Source organism: Marivirga salinae, assembly GCF_030503855.1.
In the GTDB taxonomy this organism is placed as follows: Bacteria; Bacteroidota; Bacteroidia; order Cytophagales; family Cyclobacteriaceae; genus Marivirga; species Marivirga salinarum.
Genome location: NZ_CP129971.1, coordinates 3,535,916 through 3,553,583, shown reverse-complemented (window position 1 = coordinate 3,553,583; position 17,668 = coordinate 3,535,916). Strand labels below are relative to the sequence as shown.

Annotated in this window: 12 protein-coding genes; 2 read left to right on the top strand and 10 right to left on the bottom strand. The window is 30.3% G+C overall.

The annotated features are described in order from the left end of the window. Positions 1-195: 195 nt before the first annotated feature. The 6 genes from QYS49_RS14920 to QYS49_RS14895 are packed head-to-tail and all read right to left on the bottom strand — an operon-like array spanning position 196 to position 12,779. A complete protein-coding gene (locus QYS49_RS14920; RefSeq protein ID WP_308348399.1) occupies positions 196-1,512 on the bottom strand; it encodes a hypothetical protein in 1,317 nt (438 codons plus the stop codon). Continuing rightward, on the bottom strand, positions 1,509-2,582 hold the full coding sequence (locus tag QYS49_RS14915) for a porin family protein (protein WP_308348398.1): 1,074 nt from the start codon (positions 2,580-2,582) through the stop codon (positions 1,509-1,511). The genes QYS49_RS14920 and QYS49_RS14915 overlap by 4 nt, the downstream gene beginning before the upstream one ends. Continuing rightward, the gene (locus tag QYS49_RS14910) at positions 2,579-5,680 is read right to left on the bottom strand and encodes an nSTAND1 domain-containing NTPase (RefSeq protein ID WP_308348396.1); all 3,102 of its coding nucleotides are present in this window, start codon (positions 5,678-5,680) and stop codon (positions 2,579-2,581) included. Before QYS49_RS14910 ends, QYS49_RS14915 begins: the two co-directional genes overlap by 4 nt. After that, positions 5,681-7,051, bottom strand: a complete 1,371-nt coding sequence (locus QYS49_RS14905; protein WP_308348395.1) for a hypothetical protein — start codon at positions 7,049-7,051, stop codon at positions 5,681-5,683. Continuing rightward, positions 7,048-10,254: a SpoIIE family protein phosphatase gene (locus QYS49_RS14900; protein WP_308348393.1), complete on the bottom strand. Its 3,207-nt coding sequence runs from the start codon at positions 10,252-10,254 to the stop codon at positions 7,048-7,050. The genes QYS49_RS14905 and QYS49_RS14900 overlap by 4 nt, the downstream gene beginning before the upstream one ends. Beyond that, complete coding sequence (locus tag QYS49_RS14895) at positions 10,251-12,779, bottom strand: hypothetical protein (protein WP_308348392.1); 2,529 nt, start codon at positions 12,777-12,779, stop codon at positions 10,251-10,253. The genes QYS49_RS14900 and QYS49_RS14895 overlap by 4 nt, the downstream gene beginning before the upstream one ends. Positions 12,780-12,938: 159 nt before the next feature. Between QYS49_RS14895 and QYS49_RS14890 the strand changes: the two genes are divergently transcribed. Next, a complete protein-coding gene (locus QYS49_RS14890; RefSeq protein WP_308348391.1) occupies positions 12,939-13,328 on the top strand; it encodes a DUF1987 domain-containing protein in 390 nt (129 codons plus the stop codon). Between the two features lie 68 nt (positions 13,329-13,396). Here QYS49_RS14890 and QYS49_RS14885 read toward each other — a convergent pair whose 3' ends face one another. From QYS49_RS14885 to QYS49_RS14875, 3 genes are all read right to left on the bottom strand, one after another. Continuing rightward, a complete protein-coding gene (locus QYS49_RS14885) occupies positions 13,397-14,794 on the bottom strand; it encodes a S41 family peptidase (protein WP_308348390.1) in 1,398 nt (465 codons plus the stop codon). Between the two features lie 41 nt (positions 14,795-14,835). Then, a complete protein-coding gene (locus QYS49_RS14880) occupies positions 14,836-15,654 on the bottom strand; it encodes a PhzF family phenazine biosynthesis protein (RefSeq protein WP_308348388.1) in 819 nt (272 codons plus the stop codon). 452 nt (positions 15,655-16,106) lie between these two features. Continuing rightward, a complete protein-coding gene (locus QYS49_RS14875; RefSeq protein ID WP_308348387.1) occupies positions 16,107-16,343 on the bottom strand; it encodes a cold-shock protein in 237 nt (78 codons plus the stop codon). Between the two features lie 257 nt (positions 16,344-16,600). Here QYS49_RS14875 and trhA point away from each other — a divergent pair, with 257 nt between their 5' ends. After that, a complete protein-coding gene (gene trhA, locus QYS49_RS14870; RefSeq protein ID WP_308348385.1) occupies positions 16,601-17,230 on the top strand; it encodes a PAQR family membrane homeostasis protein TrhA in 630 nt (209 codons plus the stop codon). Between the two features lies 1 nt (position 17,231). On the opposite strand, the gene QYS49_RS14865 is transcribed toward trhA, so the two are convergent. After that, positions 17,232-17,621, bottom strand: coding sequence for a tellurite resistance TerB family protein (locus tag QYS49_RS14865; protein WP_308348383.1), 390 nt, complete (start codon positions 17,619-17,621; stop codon positions 17,232-17,234). Positions 17,622-17,668: the final 47 nt, after the last annotated feature.

The following is a 17,668-nucleotide window of genomic DNA, read 5'->3' as shown; positions in this document are numbered from 1 at the left end:
ATACATAAGTTCAGATCATTATTGCTTATTGATGCCTGACCATAAACAGAAGAAGCCCAAAATAAAAGTGAGCCAAAAAGTATTACATACTTGATATGGTGGTAAAGGTTTTTCGTAACTTTTTTATCTAGTGTAACTTAAAATATAATCAATTGGGGAGTAATTAACAAATTTATATCTATTAATAGAATTTTACTAAAATTTTATCTTCATTAATCCTATTGCTGTCGAATTATTTTCAAATGCCTTTTGAGAAAGTATAACCACTGTATTATTAGTTTCACTCTCTATCTTTTTAATGTTGTAAAATCCTGTACTTGGAAATTGAATATTTTTAATCTCCATTTCTTGGTTTTCATTCATTACTTCAATAGGTGCTCCCGAAGGAGAGAACTTTAATAAGTATGAAATATTATTTAAAGTTCCTTCCTCAATGGTAGCTATAATTATATTTTGTTCAGCATCTTCAGTCAAACTACTTATTTTTGTTCCATATTCTGCAAAGGAGTAGATATTTTGATTGGTATTGTTATTTCGTCCATTATATTCTTTGGTAATTAGAAACAATGAATTTTGGTCTTCGCTGGTATAATTACCAGCTATATACGTTTTACGGTTAGAGTGATAGAGAACATTGCCAAAGGCTTCATTTTTATCTGTTCCGATAAATATTGGTTCACTGGCACTGGACTGAATACTGGTGTAAATATTCCAACTTATATTATCTGATGACTCAATGCTTTCATCATTAGGATTACCTCTAAAACTTTGACCGAATACTTCATAAATGGCATTCTCATGATTTCCTTTCAATACCTTTAAATTTCTAGAGTTATTATATGGTATTTGGCCCATTTCAGGTTTTTGTCTGGTCATTAAAATATCTACATCCGAAGTGTCTGAAAAATTAATAGAGTTCCAATCATAAATCCTAGTAATTTCACTGAAATTGCCAGTAGGAGATTGTCTTATACTGCCTACAGTGATCAAATGTGGTGGTACTATGATGAAGTCATTAAGTTTGTAAGGAGAATTTTGATTATCTGTTATTATTTTAATTTCTGCTTCAATTGAATCGCTATCTAAAGCATTTTCAGCTTTTACCGGAACGCCCTCCATATTAGCTTTAAGTAAAATGTTTTGATATACATTCGCTTGAGTAGCTTCTGTCCGTCTATTGCCTAATATTATTATTGAATTATCTACTTCATTAATTTTTAATTTAACTGCTTCATCGAAAAATGGAGTTGTAATTCTATTTAATTTTCTTTGCATCCCATCAGGTGAGACATCTATTAGAAAAATATCAGAGTTTTCATTGGTTTTTAAGTTTCCAAGAATGATATAACCACTTTGATCTGGTTTACATATAAAATCTACCGCTTCAACATTTTCCGAAACGGCATAAAGTTTATTGAAACTTGGCAGTTCATCTTCAGGTAGTGGATCCAACTGACATGCGTAAACTATGGGAATCCATAATAGAATATATATGTAGGATCTCTTGATCATTGAAAATTAAAGAAAGGTATATTGAATGTGAAACTTAACTTATAGACTAGATTGGTAATATCATCGTTTAATATAGACATTCCTTTTAAGAGCGGCTCAGTATATGCTGTTTCTCTCCCTTCTGGATTAAGATGGTTAATAAAATAATTACTTACCCCAAATTTAATTTCAACATAATTTTCACCTACTTTTCTCATAGTTCCCAAATTTGCACTTACTGCCACATTGAAATTTGCTCTTTTAGATGAGATATCTATTTTTTCATCAATAACTTCGTCCTCCACTGTAGGAAAATAATCACTTTCATATCTGATAACATTATAACTTAAATTATACCGACCTACAGTCCCAACTTCAATAAAAGGTTTCCATTCATAGAAATCCTTCATATATCTCATGTTTATAATTAAATTTAATCCATTATTTGTTGCATCATATTCGATATCTGTATAATTATCATTGAAGTTTTCAGTATTTTCACCAATTAAGTAAGTGTTTTTTTCTGAATAATTGAATCTTTGATTTTGATATTGGGCTTCAGCTCCAACTATCCAGTTTTTTGTTAAAGGATATAAGAATTGAATACCTACTTGTGGACTTGGAATGATACCAGTTTTATATTTAGCTGTATGATCTGGTTCAATGGGGTTTGGGTTTGTATTTCGATATTTATGAACAAATATAGTATTATAATTAAATCCAAAAGTAACCCCAATAAAATACTTAACATCTGTATCTATTTTTCTATATAAGGAATACAATTCAGACGGATCTACATTTTCCTGTACTTGAAAGTCAGTTTTAAGATTGAGTAGTTTAATAAATGTATTTCTTGCTTTTTCTTGCTGATTAATATTGATATAGGTCAGTGTCAATAAACGTAATGCATCAATTTTTTCAGTTTTGTTAAAGCCTTCTTCTAAACAATTGGCTAATTTACCAGGTATGGCATATAGATTACCATTCGAATAATCAGCTCTTGCCTCATTTAAGTTTCTTTCACAACTAGACTGCGCTATTAATTGTGTGCCTAAGAGGTAAAATAATAATATTAGTAAATATTTATTCATCTACTTTGATTTTTAAAGACACTTTTATCAAATATTGGCTTATACGGCAAGTCGTCTCCGATATATCGGTCCCATTCTTCAGGCGTAATATCTCTCCTTAATTTGTTTTTTAAAGTTTCTGCTAATATTTCACTTTTAATCGGATATAGCCTGAAAACCTGATCTTTACAACCTGCAAAGATATGGTCTTTATCCATTAAGGCAATAGCATTCACCCATGATCCTGGCTCATTTATTATCATAGGGAATTCATCAGGATCTTCAAGGTTCCACATTCGAATTGTCCCTTTCGTACTTGCTGCAATTACTTGATTTTCTGCTTCATTAAAGGTAATATCAGTCATTATTTCACCATCACTTCCTCTAAGTGAAATTGAGTTTCTTGAGTTGAAATTTTCATCTAGGTAAAAAAGAGTGACTTGACCTGAATTATCACCAGCTGCAAGAATGCCGTTTCCCATAGCTAATGAATGAATATATTTATCATTTGCTTCCCTAATAGTTATTTTACTCTCTTTTTCATTGGTATCCCAAATTTCAATTTTACCATCGTTATTTCCAGTAGCTATAAAATTTTCATTTATGACTTCCATATCATAAATTCTACTTTTAGTATCAATAAAAGAGGATAATTTATTGTCTTTAAATTGATAAATCATATTATCAGAAGCAGAAAGGTAGAAATCAGTAGATCCTTCCATGAAAGTAACATCAAAAGCATAACTTCCAGGTAAGCTATGCTTTTCCACAGTTCTAATTCTCTGAGATACGTCAATAACATAGAAATCCGAACCGTCAGTCAGTGCAACAAGTTTTTGATTGTTTTTATCAACAAATATTTTTTTAACAAATACTCCTTCTTGTTCAAAAATCACAATGCTTCGTTTTGCTGTTAAATTCTCAACTTCCCATGCATTAATTCTACCTGAAGTACCTGTGGTGTATAAAAATTTGTCCTGAACAAATTGTAATGACCGCACATCTGAAGATTTACTTTTAAAGGCATCATAATAATCAGGATCAAAATTTTTCACTGCATAAAACAGTCCGTTATAAACATCATTATTACTATCATACCCTTCATTATTGATATTAAATTTAAACCCTAAATAAGCTAAAAGACCTTGTAACTGATCGTCTTCCATTTGCAAGGATTTTACAGCTAAAGATTGTGCAACTGCTCTCATACTCAATTGAGTTGAGTTTTTCTGTTCTCGTTGTAGATCCTCATTGGCAATGGCTAATTGCTTTTGTCTTTCTTGAGCAATTTCACTTTGTCTAATGGCAATTTGCGCTTGTTCATTGGCTTGTTTTCGTGCAAGTTCTTCAGTCTTTTTTGCATCCATTGCAATGTAGAAATTGAACTCAGCCCTATTTCTTTCCTTATTCGCTCTAATACTAGATTTGTTAGCTTCTATTTTTTGTCTCTGAGCTTCTAAAGTTTTTTCATTAGCTAATTCAGCATTCTTTTTAGCTTCATCAGAACTTTGTTCAGCTAATTCTCTTTGTCTTTCTGCAATGCTACTTTGGTTAAAAGCATAAAATAAAAGAATGATGGATAAAACTGCAGCAGTTCCTAATATGGTTGCTATAATTTTGGAACGCTTCAATCTCTTTCTTTGTAAAAGTTCTTTTGTCTCTTGTTCCCTTTTATAAGACTCTTCACTTTTATTCAGGAAAAGAATTACAGCCTCGAAATTATTTTCGTATTGAAGTGCCCACTTTAAAGTAGGTTTTGATTTATTTCTCCATTCTATAGCTAATTGCAAATCTGGTGGACGCCATAAACTGGCACTCCCTTGTTGGTATTTTGTGGCAGCTTCTGATAATCGTAAATATATTTGGGCCGATTCTGATTCATTTTGAACCCAGTTACGTAATCTGTACCAAACTCTCATTAAAGCCTCATGGCTAATATCAATTACTGACTCGCCATTTAATTCTACTTCTTCTCGTGGGGTAAGAAGTGCACGGCCTTCAATTCTGAATTTATCTATTATTTTAATTAGAATATGCTCATCCTCATCTACTATTTGTGCAATTTCTTTTAAGGGAGTTGGTCTTCTAATTCCATCATTATCGCTTCTTTTTTCTGTAATGGTTTTGAATATCTTTTCACAGATTATTTTTTCATCCTCATTAAGTTCATAAAAAGCTTCATCAGCATGTCTAGATAGGGCTTCATTAACTCCACCTATAGCCTCATAATGGATAAAATCTAATTGTTCTCTAGAATTCCCACTTTCAGCCCAATAATTCCAGGTACGCATCAAAGCATGTTGCAAAACGGGCAATTGGTCATATCTATCGCCCATGTCATTGAGCAACCTTTGAACTAGTCTGTTAGATATTTTGGCATCACCTACTGCAACTGGACCAGTAATCACCAACTTTTTCTGTTCCCTAGTCATTTGTGGGATCAGATAGTGACTATCATTTATTTTATTGGTCAGTTCTGGAAATTGTTCGCAATCTCCTAAGAAATCAGATCGCATTGATAGGGCAATATAAATAGGAATCTCAGTTTGCTCTATTGCTTGCAAAATAAGGTTCACATAAGCCAATGATTCATTCAAATGCTTAGTTTCGCCTAATTTTCTAAATCTGAAAATCTCTTCAAATTGATCTAAATAGATCAATAAGTTTTTTCCTTTCAGATGTTTATTAAGTTTATATAAATCGCTTAAGCCTTTCGTACTTTTCTTAAGAACTGCCTCAAATAAATGTTGATTTATCAGTGCTTGAGAATCGTCAATAGAATCATTAGAAGAATGTTCTTCAATATGTTTTTTAAATCCTTTAGCTAAATTCTTAATAGGGTTTAGACCAGGTTTGGCAGTAATTATTTCCCACTCGTTTCCTGCTTTTGATATAAAGCCACCGTGAAGGGTAGGGATAACCCCGGAGAACATCAAGGATGATTTACCGGTACCTGAAGATCCTAGTATATTGACAAATCGGTTTTTTTCCAATATAGCCAATACCTCATCACTTTGACCTTCTCGGCCAAAGTACAGATAGCTTTCTTCAATTCCGAAAGGCCTTAAGCCCGGAAATGGATTAAAAATATTTTCCCTATTATTATTTTTATCCTGCACTTAATACTCTAGTTTCTTAATAACTTCTATCATTTGTTCGGGTTTTTCCTTTTCAATTAAAGAAAAACCGTCTAAATTTTCTTTTACTATTTTTGATTTATTTCCATATATCACATATTTACCAAGAATATCTTTTTCATTTCTAAAACCAGGTGCTTTCTTTATTTCAGATGACATAGAATTTAACCAAGGTATGTTATTTTTAAAATAGAGTATAAAAAAGTAATCTGCTTTTCTCAAAAGTTCATAATGTAAATGCCGGTAATCAGTCACATTTTCAACATTATCGATTATTTTTAAATCAAAATTTTCTTCAATTGATTTATCTTGGTTTATTTCTTTAAAGCTTTGATCTTTGATTCTTGTATCTGAAATAATATAAATTATGTTCTTTAAAGATTCTTCTTTTGTTTCGGTTGATTGCTTGATTTTCTTAAGATTATCTTTGATAATGTCTTTTAATTCTTCAATAGTGGATTCAACCGCTTCAATGTTTTGATAAGGCTTAAGTTGTACTTTTAACTCATTATATTTTGCTTTTTTCTCAGGTTTAAGGCCTTCTGAAGGACTAAACCAGATTAATCTTCTCAAGGAAGGTAATTTATTAAAAGAATTTCTTTTTTCTTCATTGGTTAAATCAATAAATTCATCTGGGAAATGTAAAGCCATATTACATTTTTTCATATAGAAAAGCTCTGGGTCTTCCATATAATTGGCTTCAATAGAAAAATCCTCATCTGGAAAAATTTCTGTCTCGAAAGCTTTTAATTCTCTTTTGATAGAGTTTCGTGAGTGGTAATAACTTTTATTTTTATCGGAGATAAATACAGTATTTTTAATAATGGAGTCTTGGCCTCCTAAAATGTTTAAAGTGTCTAAAAGTACGTCTGCAAATACTTTCCAATAACTTTCATTATCCTGGTATTTATTCCAACCCTCAAATGTTTGGTAATCTTCTTCATTTAATAAACTATGATCATAAAATCTATAATAAGTAGGGGTGGATAATGATAAAGGAAGATCCTCAATATTAACAGGAGCCTTAAATACCTTTTTTATTTTAGAGTTAATCAGTGGAATATCAAAATTTAAAGCCTGTTCAAGTTCTGCAGAGTCTTGATTAATATTAGAAGCAAAAACCATAGCAGGAGAGAGGATGTAAAAAATTAAATCAGTTTGGTCAAAATCCTCTTTTGTAATTAAATCAAGTTCACTTTTAAAAATAATATCAACAGTATTTTTCAGTTGATAATTGATTCCTGTTTTTAAAAAATCAGCAAAATAATCTACCCAGCCTTTTACATGGTCTGCTCCTGAGATATTATCATTTGGAGTGAATTTAATGATGATATGGTGGTTTTGTTTACTCATATTCTAAAACCTATTACTAAAATGTCATCTGTTTGTGCATAACCATCTTTCCAATCTTCAATTTCTTCATGTAGTATTGTTTTTTGTTCTAATACTTCTTTATCATGAATTTTTACTAATAATTTTTTGAAATTTCCTGTTAAATATTTAAAGCCTTTTTCTCCACCAAATTGATCTTGGTAACCATCAGAAAATAAATAAAAGCTTCGTTTTTTCCCATCCGTTAAATCTAAATGATGAGTTTCAAAATCTCTTTCAACTCCTCTTTGTTGACCACCAATTGCATGCTTATCACCCTTGATTCTAATAAGTTCACCGTCTTCAACATACATAAGCGGATTTTTGGCACCCGCAAAATAGAGTTGTTTCGTAACCGTGTTAAACGTGACGATCGTCATATCCATCCCGTCATTAACTTGCGTTTCATCTTGTCTTAAATCTGAAATGATGTCATAGTTCAATTCAGTCAGTATTTGACCAGGATCATATATTTTCTTTAATTTAGTGATGTTGTTAAGCAAGTTCATTCCTACCACACTAACAATTGCACCAGGCACGCCATGACCTGTACAATCTACAGCTGCCAGAATATGTAACTCCTCATTTTTTTCATTGTATGCTTTTTTAAACCAAAAGAAATCTCCACTTACAACATCCCTCGGTAAAAAATACACAAAACTTTCTTGGAATGCTTTTTTAATTTCAACCTCAGTACTCATTAATGCATTTTGAATCCTTTTAGCATAATTAATACTAGATTTCAATTTACTACTGGTTTCTTCCAATAAATCTTTCTGCTTTTTAATTTGCTGGTTTGTTAAGGATAGTTCGTATTTCTGTGATTCTATTTGCGTATTCTTTTTCTCAAGTTCTCCTTTTTGTGAAGTGATTAATTCATTTAGTTGCTTTAACCTTTCTGCTTTTAATACTTGCAGATGAGATTTCTTTTCCAAATCCTCTAAACCTTTGTGAAGTTCATCTTCAAGTTCTTTCGCTCGGTTGTTCTTAATATTTATCACTGTTTTATAACCAATGAATCCAAGTAGTAGTAGAGATAATGCTCCACTAAGGTAAAACCAGTTTCTTTTCCAAATTGGCGGGATAACAGTCATATTAATCATCTCCTCGTTTCTACTTTCAACCCCATCACTGTTAATGGCTTTAATGGCTAATGTATTTCTACCGTCTTCAAAGTCAGTTAATATTATTTTTTCACCTGCTTCAATCTTTCTTTCTGCTTGGTTAATACTAATATTGCGATAAGATATTTGAGACTTTTCATTTTTTAAATGATTAATCACTCTAGCTTCAATTACAACAATAGCATCCTTTTTAATTCTTGCATTATCTGCTAATAAATTAATTGTATCCGTGGGGTTTTTATATTCATCTAATGAATAAGCAAAAGCTTTTTCAATAGAAATGCCAGGTTCAATCAGGTTTGGGATTTCTTTTAGGGGATTAAATAATGATATTCCATTATGATTGATGAACCATAGAACTCCTGATAAGTCTTTTTTTGCATCTTTAAAATAAGTGGAATATAAAAAATCATTCTTATTATAAGCGATAGGTGATCTACTACTTATTTTATCTCTTTTAATTGTAATAGGCACCCTTAATAAATGGCTTTTGGTTGATATCCATAGGTTGCCATCATGATCATCAAAAAGCTTAATAATTATTTTATTTTCAAGAAGTTCATATTGTTGAATTTGTAATGATTGAATATTTCCAGCTTTATTAATAAAATAGATATCCTTCTCATTAAAATACCAGAAACCATCTTTTCCTACCACCAAATTTGAGGCATTTATAGAATCTGGTATCTGTAAAGAGCTTGTATTTTGAGTTGTTCTATTTAAAGTTGATATAGTATTTTGATTGTTTACGGTAACAATTTTTTCTTCTAAGACCTCCAGTTTTTTTGAAGAATTGAGGTGATCAATTCTCCGAATTGGTAAAAAATTGTTGTTCAAAAAAAATATCTCTCCTCTTTGGTTATAAGCTAAAAGTGAATCATTTGAGTGAAAACTAAATGGAATAAAACTACTATTTTCAACAAGCAATGATAGATTATTATCCTCAATATTCCATTCGTATATATTTTTATCAAAGGATATTATCCAAGTATTATCTAATTCAAATGCATTGATTGTATTAATTGGCAATTCTTTTCTCGGGATTTTTAAGGTATTTTTTTTATTGTAAACGTTATAATGTATTAATTCCTCAGAACGAACAAGGAGATTACCTTTATTCCCATTAAATATATCAGTTACTTCCGAATGGTTTAGTCTTGAGAATGGATTATTCTGAACAATTTTTAGTAATTGATTTTTCCCTAGCACCCATAGATTATTTTCCTTATCATTAAATAGATTAAAAACCTTTATATTTTCATTTGGAAATAAGTTATTAATTTCTTCTGTTTCTATACCATTATTAACCCAAAGTTTTCCCTTAGAATCTACTGACCAAGTTTTCCCGAAATCATCGATAAAGAAGTCTTTAATGATAAGATCATTTTTAACTAATCTTGATATTTCTCCATTGTAGTAATTAAAAATTGCATCATTATTGAGAATATAAGTATTTGAATCAACTGAAATGATCTTTGAAGGATTAGAAAGAAAAGTCCCTATTTGCAGTGGATTTTTATCTTTTTTTAATACCGTTAATCCATTACTATGGCCAATTATTGTATTAAAATTATCGACATTAAAGCTGTAAAATACTTCCTCATTTTGATTACTATGAATCTCTTCAATAGTATGTGATTGATCATTTAAACGGGTTAATTTGGTTTTGGATAGCATCCATAACTGGTCTTCATATTCTTGAAATTGAATAACAGGTCTATCCCAAATGACTTCTAAACTATCATTTTTTAAATCAAAAGAATAGGTTTTGGTATTGTCGGAGATGAAAAGTTTTGTTTTGTAAGCATAAAGCTTATCTATACTTTTAAGAGTAATGGGTAATTTTACTTTTGTGAAATTTGTCCCATTAAATTTTAGAATATCTTTATTTGATTTAAAATAGATATTTAAGTCTTGATCTTGACTGGCAGAAAGGAAATCTTTTTCACCTAAAAAATCATTAGCTGAAAATGATTCAAATTGTTGCTTTTGAGTAAATGCAGTTTTCACCAATAACAGCAAAATGATTAAAATGCCAATATGTTTTATTTTTAAAATCAAGCAGCTTCTTTTTTTAATTTTTTCTGATTTGTATTCCTATCTGGCAATTCTTCCAAATATTTTTGGATAATGCTCTCATAGTTTTTAATAATATTAAGTAAAATTACTTCATCTACCACTAAAAACCTTACATCTTCCTCTAAATAAAAAAATACATTTTCTGTTGGGCTCTCATGATCTGATACTTTAATAATATCCCGTTTTTTAAATTGATTGAAATCAATCCCATTTTTTGAATATGAAGCATTTCCATGTTCCACTATCCAGTAGCCTAAATTAAATTCTTCTTTCAATGAAATTTGATGTTCGCCAGCTTCTAGCACTTTTGGTTGAAAGTATTTATGAAAGTTTAGAATTTCAGAAACAGATAAATAATTTAAATAAGGAATTGAAATCAAGAAATTTATTTTATCAAATAAAAGTAAATTGTCATGATGAATTTGCTTTTGATTGACTACATCTAAATTAGATCTGATAAGATAATCTAATTTGGTAGCCTGATTTGCTGGTAGCCTCTTAAGAAATATAGTATAAAATTCAGGTAAGTTTTTATATATATTAACCGCTGCTGTTTCTTTCAATAATTTATTCTGGTTAAGAAATTCCGATGCTAGTTCAAACGGAATATCTTCTTTGTAAGCATATTGTAATATGTTTATGGTACATGCTCTAGTCCAACTATTAATTTGATCATATTCTTTATTTAAGATACCCCAAATTAATTTTTCTTCAGTTTCATAATTTGGTTGAAGAGTAATTTCTGGAAATTCTTCTTGGAGTACTTCCAATAATACTTTTTCTCGAGGTGAGAATAATGTTTTAATTTTATTATGAACCGATAAATTATCATTTATCACTAAGTCAATTAAGCAATTTGCAACAGCATTGCTTTCAACATTATTGTTTTTATAATTTCTGAAAATCTCTTCAATTGCTACAGGATTATAATAAAGCTTAACAATATTGATGATGATATATAGTGCTTCTTTATTTTCATTTTCAATGGCATTTTTTAGTATTTTGAAGTTTTCATTTTTTAACTCCATCTGTTCAATTAAATAGCCATTGCTTAATATTGTCAGGATAAGTTCGTCAAAAAGTTTAGCAAAATATTTACGATTCTTTTCTGTTACTTCAATGTTATTTATAATGATTTTTTTGGCCGCTATTTTCCTGATATTACTGTTTGTTTCATTTAAAGATTTAAACAATATTTGATAGGCAGCCTCATTATTGATTCTACATAATAAAGCAAAGCTTGACTCTACGAAAAGCAAGTTTTCTTTTCTTTTTGAAAATTCAATTTCGATATATTTCAAGCATTTTTCACCTATGTTTTCTAATGCTAATTGAGCCCATAAACTTAATTCAGGTTTTTCAAGATGCTCAATCAGAATTGAAATAATATTAATGTCATCTTGATAGCCCGCCACTACACATGCTGGCTTTTTTACTGATAACCTATTATCATTTAATAATTTGATTATAAAATTTCGATCAGGCGAAATAATTTGATTTCTAATCAATCCTTTGATTATGGGTAAATCATTTGATTGCTCAATATATTCGTATGGATTCTTTATTTCCTCAATTTCTTCTTTAATTCTTTTTAAATACTGATTTATTTCAACTAAAGTATCATATATTTCATCTGAGGAATCAGTCTTTTCAATCAGTAATTCTATACTCCCAATTTCATCTATAGCTGAAATTCTTTTGATAGTATACAAAATGTAGTATTTCTCTTTTAAAGAAGCTTCTAAGAATTTCTCTCTTAATAATTCAGATAGTTGATAAGGGTTTTTTTCGTAGACATTGAATAAACTCAAATTTTCATTCTCTTTTTTCAAATCCCTTTTGATAGTCTCCGTGAATTTAACAATTAACTTATGTTGAGTTTTGTGAAGAGGGAAGTTTATAATCGATATGATTATCAGTAAAATTAGCGGTAAGAATAATAAATAATTAATGGTTTGAGGTAAAAAATCATAAAGAATACCAAAGCAAGCAATTATAATGATGGTGAAATATATTTCATATGATTTGATTTCTTGAATGCCATCAAATTTAGTGATCATTAATTTGGCTTTTTCATCGGTTCTTGTGAATGATATCCAAAAGAAAAATCCCAGCGGTAAACCAATCATAAAAATTGCAGAGCCCAACATGCTAAATTCAAAAACTAAACTAGCATCTTGAATATTTATATAAATTAAAACTAAGCATAAAGCACTAAAAACAAGGTTAAATAGGTTGAATAAATTCGAAAATAGAACTTGATTTATTTTGGGTCTTAAATATGAGTAAGACACATTTTTCACTTTTTCTCTCATTATACTAAAAATAACCAATGTTAAAATCCCTCCTAGATAGGCGGCATCGGCATTGAAAATTTTATATGTACCAAATAGAAAAATAGAGGTAAGACAAAGAATGCTAACAGTATTTAATACATATTGTAAACTAAAAACTCTTTTAAGTTTACTTTTGTATAAGTTGTTGTCTATGTGATGGTTTGCATTCATAAATTAAATCTAAACTTAAATAATTGTTTAAACAACAAATTATTAATAATCGATTAAAAAGTTAGCTTAATCGAAATATTGTTACATGTTGAAGTATTTTTAAAGAATTAAGAAGTATTATGACTATAATTGCTTTACAGAAACTAAAATTACGTGTTAATGAGTGTATTAGAAATTCCGGCTAAAGAAGCTGCACCTTACGTTAGATTTGATGAAGAGAATGCTACACTTCAACTTAAGGGGAAATCTTATGATGATGACGTAGTGATGCTTTTTACTATGCTACGCTCTAAAGTAAAAGCTTTTGGTGAAAAAAATCCTGAAAAATTAGATGTTAATATCTACTTAAAATATTTCAATACATCTTCTTCAAAATGTTTGTTTGATTTGTTAATGGAGTTGAAAAATATAGAGGATAAAGGTACTAAGTTAAATATTATTTGGAATTTTGTTGAGGGTGATGAAGAAATGGGAGAGGAGATTGAAGATTTCAGAGATTCATTAGATATGGAATTTGATATTAAACCATTAGCGGAAGATATAGCTTAATAAACTTTAAAATAGAATAGAAAAAAAGAGGGCATATTTTATGGCCTCTTTTTTTGTTCAAAATATTATTACGGATTTAGTTTAATGTCATATACACCAAATCTCTTTTTTAATTCCATACTTCCTAAAATACTTTTTGAAGGAATTTCTTTGTAAGTATCAATCCTACTAGCTTCATCTGATCCAGCCAAATAGATTAAAGCTTCTCTCAATAACTTTTCATTCACATCTCCTAATTGAAGTTTAACTAATGAATTATCCTTTAAGGCAATATCAGGATAAAATCCTAAATCATAATCGGATTCATTAAGACTATTGAATGATTTGGTGATAATAGGCTGCATACCCCAGTTGTTTTCGGCATTATCTTCTTCATAGAAACTAGTGGAACCTACATTTTTACCCACTGTAGTATCTCCAATTATATAGGTTTCCATGAATGGGTTCAATCCATTAATTAGTAATTCGGATGCAGAAGCTGTCATGGAAGATGTTAATACAGTTAATTGCGGACTCTTTAAGCTATTCCCAATATTTTCTGTTTTATTAACAAACTTTCTGTTTAATGATTCTTCACCATATTCATCAATGAAAGCTTGTTTTAAACCTTCATTATAATCTCTTTTAACGAAAATGTCTTGATCGGAAACATTAGTACCTATTAAACTAGCAAGATTAATGGTGGCTCCTTCGGCTCCACCACTATTATATCGTAAGTCTAAAACTAAATGATCAATCCCTTCTGATTGAAAACGTGAGAAGACCTCGTCCATTTCATCATTATAGGCAGTACTTTCATTGTTAGCACCCACTGTAAATAAATTATAAACGTAATATCCTATCTTTTTTCCATTCCTAGTATAGACTGTATCAAGGTGGTTCGGGTTTTCAGCAAATTGAATAGCGCTTAATTCAAAGTCCCCAACTTCTTCAAAAGATCCATTTTCGAAATCGTATCTTTCAATAGTTAAAATGTGGTTTTCTCTAATATTTCCCAGTTGATTGTTGTAATTATCAATTGTTAATGCTGTTCCATTTATTTTGGTAAATAAATCTCCTCTGTTAAGCCCTGCTTCTTCTGCTGGAGAACCTTTTTTTACATAAGCAATTTGGCCCACTACACCGTTGGCAACTTCTGGATCGTTGTATAACAAAAATTCATATCCAGCTTCTAGAGTAATGCCTTGTAAAGAATTCAATAATTCCTGAAAATTTGGCTGAATCCATGAAAATCGGTCTTGAGTAGAAATTAAACTATAGAAAAAATCATCAGGACTTTCACCATTTATATTCTTGTCAGGTAAGTCTTCTGTCCAATAATAATAAAGATCCATATTATCATAAATCCAATTATTCACATATTGATTGGTGCCATTTTCATAGCTAGGAGGTTCAGGATCTTCCTTTCTACATGCGGATAGAATTATAATGCTAGTAAGGATTAAATATGATGCAATACTTCTCATAGAAAGATTATTAAGTTTGATAATTATAGAGATACAAATCTCTAATTTAAATAAAAAGTTCCTCTAATTGTATAATAGGAGTGCGCAATCAGCTTAAAATTTTCTGCATTGTGAATAGCATTGAAATATCCACCTCTGGGGCTTAATTGTCTTGATTCTAATTTTGATTTTTCTAATTTATTAGCCCAAAAATCAACAAGCACTGCCTGCGTAGAACCTGTAGCATGATCTTCAAGTTGCTGAACATGGGGAACAAGTGTTCTGCAGACAAAGTCACCTTTTTGAGAAGAGGGAGCTGTTACAGAATAGCCAAACACATCTATTTTTCTTAATGCTTCAAAGTCAGGTTTCATTTTAGCTAGGCTTTCTTCATTTTCAAGTAATACAATATGCTTGTTATCAGTGGGGTAATATTCCACTATTTTCTTTCCTAGCGCCTTTTCTAAGCCTTCTGGTGACTGCTGTTGTTTACTTCTCTGAATATTTTTAAGAATAATAAAATGCTCATTTTCTGAATTGAGCCCTGCTTCAATAATTGTATCATTCTTAATGAGTTTAAACCCATTATCAGCAGCTACATCTGAGAAATGATCTGATAAGAAAACTGAAGCAGCCATTGCACCATGTCCGCATAAACCTATTTCTGCATCTGGAGCAAACCAACGGATTAAAAACTCATTTTCTTTTTCAGTTTTCCAAAGGAAGGTAGTTGCAGGTTGGTTGAGCTCTGTTGCTATGGCTTGTAATTTTATATCTGATAAATCTCTATCAAGTAAAATTATGGCTGATGGATTGCCTAATGCATTGATTAATGAATTTGAAAATACGTTAATGATAGCAAATTGAAATTCTGATTTCATCTTGATTTATTTAAAGTAAAATTACCAATAAGAAAAGTACTGCGAGTAAAACCGCAATCCATTTTAATTTGTTTTGATAACTCCTCTTCGGAAATTCATATTGACAAATAGGGCAGATTTGCGCATTCTTTTCAATCATCATAGCACATGCAGGGCATTCTTTTTTCATAATAGGGCCTTTATTCAATTTTAAGCAAAAGGAATATAACTAACTGCTATTTAATTCATCTTCCATTGATTCTCAAAAGATCTGTTAAATAAAGTGAAAAAATATTATTGAGTACGCTTGTAACTATCGATTCGAATCTCTATATTTATATTAACGAGTCGGGATTATTTTTTCCCTCACGTTATAAAGAGGTAGGATTAATGACGAATAACCGTCATTATAACCCCAAAGGCGAGTTTAAGCTCGCCTTTTGGTTTTTGCGGGGTAGTAACTTTTTAAAGAATTAATTTTCTTTATTTTCGGAATCTTCTTCCTTATCTTTTTTCTTATCTTTTTTGGGCTCTTCTGGTGGGCTATCTAGAATATTTCCGTAATCATCAACATAAGCAATCATATCATCAAGAGCTCCGCCTTTTGATTGTTCTTTACGCATTTCTTTTTTCTCTTGCTTCTCTTCTTTTTTCTTCATGCGCTTTTTCTCTTTCTGTTTCTTGATAAAGCTGTTTTGTGATCTTGCCATAAAGTAGGGTTTTAATTTATAGTGTAAGACAAGTATTTTACTTGAATGTAAAAATCCCTTTTGTGAGGGGTTCAAAGGAGAATAACCAAGGGAAGGTATCTAAATAGATAGATGCAAATGGTTAAACTTGCTTTGAAAGACAACAAAGCTACCAAAAAGCTTTCAAAATAACTATTATTTGAAAAAATCTGGTAACTTATATTCTTGTATTACTAAGCGATAAGTTATACTTTTGGTTCAATTTTAAAGGAAAAAATTTGAAGAGAGCCCAGACTATAGAAGAAGAATTAGCTAATAGCCTTACGCACGGATTTGGTATTTTATTTAGTGTGGTAGCCATTTCACTTCTTATGACATTTTCAGTTTTAGAAGGTAGTATTCTACATATTATCAGTACTAGCTTTTTTGGTGGAGCATTTTTACTAATGTATACCTTTTCAACTCTTTATCATGCGATTCAGCATCAAAAAACCAAAACGATTCTAAGGATTTTCGACCATATCAGTATCTATTTTCTGATCGCTGGCACTTACTCACCATTTTTGATTTTGGGAATAGGAGGTACCATGGGTTGGTTAATGTTTGGTATTGTTTGGGGAATAGCCGTTTTTGGAACCATTTTTAAAATATTTTTCACTCATCGATTCCCTAAACTTTCTTTAATTCTTTATTTAGGAATGGGATGGATAGCGGTATTTATTGCTAAACCATTATATGAAGAGCTTTCAACTACCGTGCTATTGTTATTAATAGGAGGGGGATTAAGCTATACAATCGGCACTATTTTTTATACAAACCATAAAATGCATTATGCCCATGCGATTTGGCATGTTTTTGTTCTGATTGGCACTATAACGCATTTTATAGCGGTTATGTATTTACTATAAATTAAAGATCAGCTTCTCTTATATTTAATAATTTCTTGATTGCTTCAATGGTTTTAGTTTCCATATCATGGATAAAGCCATCTGCCATAATTACTTCTTGTAAGTCGTTTAAGATTCTATTAGCATTAATCCTGTCATTCTTATAATGGAGATAATTATGATAAATGATGTGGTTGATGTCAGAATCAGAAAGCTCTTCATATTCATCCTTCAAAGTGACAAATTTTGATTGGAGTTGATCCATATCTTCAATGTCAGGGAAATAATCTTCCATTTTAGAGAGAATAACCTCTATTTCAGAGCCTTTAAGACTATAATCTGAACTTCCTACATGAATTAGTAAAAATAAAATAAAGCTTTCGTAATTCTTAAATATATGATGCTTGTCCATTTCTTAGTTAAGTTTAATGTAAAGCTATACTTTTTTAAAATAAAAAA